Raw genomic sequence first — 2,844 nt, 5'->3', positions numbered from 1 at the left:
CCAGCAGCACCTAAATCTCCACCGAAAATTACACCACGAGCGCGGACGCTAACCCTGGCCGATCCGGTGCGCGGCCATGCTATGCCTAAGCGTGGCCGTGCCAGCGGCTGCTGCCGATCCTGCTCCATTCGAGTTGCCCGGTCCCTCGTTGCGCATCATGGTCAGCCGCGGCACGCAAAGCTTGCCCATCACCCAGCTGCCCAGCCTTGCCGACGGCGACAAGCTGACCGTCGAGCCATTGCTTCCGGCAGACCAGGGGGTCCGCTTCATCCTGGTGGGCGCTTTCCTGCGAGGAGCCACCAATCCGCCGCCCAAAAATTGGGTGCATTTTGCAGAAACATGGGCGAAGAAAGCCAAGGATCGGAACCTCGACCTTGTCGTGCCGCCGGGCGCACGACAGATGGTCATGTTCCTCGTGCCCGATACCGGCGGCGCTGAAGGAACGCTGGTCGACGCCGTGCGCGGCAAGCCGGGCGAATTCGTCCGGGCGACGCAGGATCTCAATCAAGCGTCACTCGACCGTTCCCGGCTCGATGCGTTTATCAGCGCGATCAAGGCGCAAGAAAACAGCCATCCCGAATATCTGCGGACCCTGGCCCCCGTGCTCGCGCGCAGTCTCTCGATCAAACTGAACGAGGACTGCCTGTCGAAAGTCATCGAGATGCAGGCGGCCTGCCTGCTCGAAAATCGCGAATCGCTGGTGCTGGCCGACGTTCATACAAGTTCCATGGCGGAAACGCTGACCGGGGCGCCCACGGACCTGGCGTTGCAGCTGAGCGCCACCCGCGAGGCAGGCTATGGCTTCTACAGCCCTTATATCGCGGTCGTGCGGGACGTCGCCCGCATTTTCGGTGCGTTCAGCAATCCGGATTTCGGCTATCTTCCGACCCTCAATGTCCGAAAGGGCGACGACATGGCGTTGCTGCTCAACAGCGCGCCATCCTTCACCAAGCCCAAGTCCGTCATGGTGATCGCCATGCCCGCGATCGAGGCGGACAGTCCGCCGCGGCTGCGAAAGGGGGAGGGGGGCGCGATCTGCCTGGCGCAGCGAGGCGCCGTGCTGCCCGTCGAAGGCGCGCCGCTGATCTATTCGACCGACTATGCGCGCGACATGACATTGACGGTTAAATCGGCCTCCGGCGAAATGCTGGACCTGTCCGTTACCGCGCGTGCCGACCGGGGTGGCTATGTGGTGCCGGGCGATGCTGCATGGCCCGCATCCTTTCGGGGCGCGATGCAGGGACATCTGCATGGCCGATGGGGTTTCGACCGTTTTGAAGGCCCGGATTTCGAAGTCCAGATGCCCGATGGACAAGGATGGCAACTGGCGGGCGATCCCCCGACTCTGGTTGTCGGTCGCGAGAATGAGCTGTTGCTGAAGGGCGGCGCGCCGGCCTGCGTCGAAAGCGTCACGCTCCGCCAGAATGACGGGGCTGCTCGATCCCTCTCGTGGAAAGCGCAGGGGCGGGAGGGCGTGGCGGTGACGTTGCCATTGTCAAACGACAGGCCCGGTCCGATCCGCATCGAAGTCAAATATCAGGGGGTCGCCGATCCATCGGTGCTGTCGCTGCGCAGCTACGCCGAGGCAAGCCGGCTGGATGGGCTTCTGCTTCATGCGGGCGACAGAACAGCGACGCTGTCCGGTCAACGGCTGGATCAGGTGGATCGGGTGGAGTTGGCCGGATTGACCTGGCGTCCCGATGGTCTTTCGCGTGACGGCAAGGTCGACCGGTTGCAACTGGTGGCGGAAGGGGAGGGGGGGCTTCCCGCGGCCGGCGCGCAGGCGACCGCCAAGGTGCGGCTGCGTGACGGCCGCGCGATGAAGCTGGACCTTGCGATCGCGCCCGCCCGCCTGCAGATTAGGCTTCTCGGCAAGACCGTGACGCAAGGCTCTGTTCCGGCCAACGAAAAAGCGCTGGGGATCGAGGGCGACGGGCTGCTGCCCGACAACGGCACGCTCGTCTTCTCGGTGCAGATGGCGGGCGACGGCAGATTGAGCGCTGGCGATGCGATCGAGGTGTCGGGCAGCGATCCGGATGCTGTCGTCACCCTTTCCGTGGGCAAGGGACTGCGCCTGGAAAGCCCGCAGATCGCGGTCGCGACGCTGGACCCGAAAGCCGCCGCCTCGCTCCTGTTCGGACCGCTGCGCGTTCGGTTGCGCCGGGGCGAAGAGGCGAGCGATTGGCAGCCTTTGGTGACGCTCGCGCGGCTGCCCCATATCGACGCGGTCGCATGCGGGGCAGGGGAGGGATGTTCCATCCGCGGCCGGGACCTGTTTCTGATTGAGGCGATCGGCACGACATCGTCGCTGGATCAGGCGACGAAGGTCGCGCACGGCTACACCGGGTCGACGCTAACCACTGCCGTTCCGAAAGATGCCGTCCTTTACGTGCAACTGCGCGATGCACCGGATCGCGTCCTGCGTCTGCCCATTGGCTGAAGCCGCGTCTTTTCAGGGCGATGGGGAGCGCAGGACAGCGGGGGGCTGATTCGCTTCAGGGGTGGGAGAGGAGGCCTTGCCCACCCGCCCGATGCGCAATTGGGCCGATCAGGACAGCGCGCCGGATCGCTGGAAGGACGGAATTTCGCCGTTCCTCTGCCTCTTGAAGGGCGCTCTGTCATATTTCTTGAAAATGGGAGTTGACCGACTCGGTGGGTGGGCTTAGAGGGCTGATCACCGACGCGGTGAGGGCCTTTGGTTTTCGCTGCGGTAGGTCGCCTTCATAGACGGACGCCAGTCTCCCGGCACGCAAGGATCGGGTTGGATGGCTTGTCCGGTTTTGATGTCGGCTGGTTCTTTGACATTGTTGAGAGATGAAGGGACATGTGGGCGGCGGCTCGTGT

The 2,844-nt window shown here is 64.3% G+C and carries 1 protein-coding gene; it reads left to right on the top strand.

Annotated features, from left to right (window positions below; all coding sequences use genetic code 11):
* The first annotated feature begins 76 nt into the window (after positions 1-76).
* Positions 77-2,440: a hypothetical protein gene (locus AX724_RS11020; protein WP_066766234.1), complete on the top strand. Its 2,364-nt coding sequence runs from the start codon at positions 77-79 to the stop codon at positions 2,438-2,440.
* Positions 2,441-2,844 lie beyond the last annotated feature (404 nt).

It is taken from the genome of Sphingobium sp. CCH11-B1 (genome assembly GCF_001556865.1).
Classification (GTDB): Bacteria; Pseudomonadota; Alphaproteobacteria; order Sphingomonadales; family Sphingomonadaceae; genus Sphingobium.
This window is presented reverse-complemented; position numbering and strand designations above follow the sequence as displayed.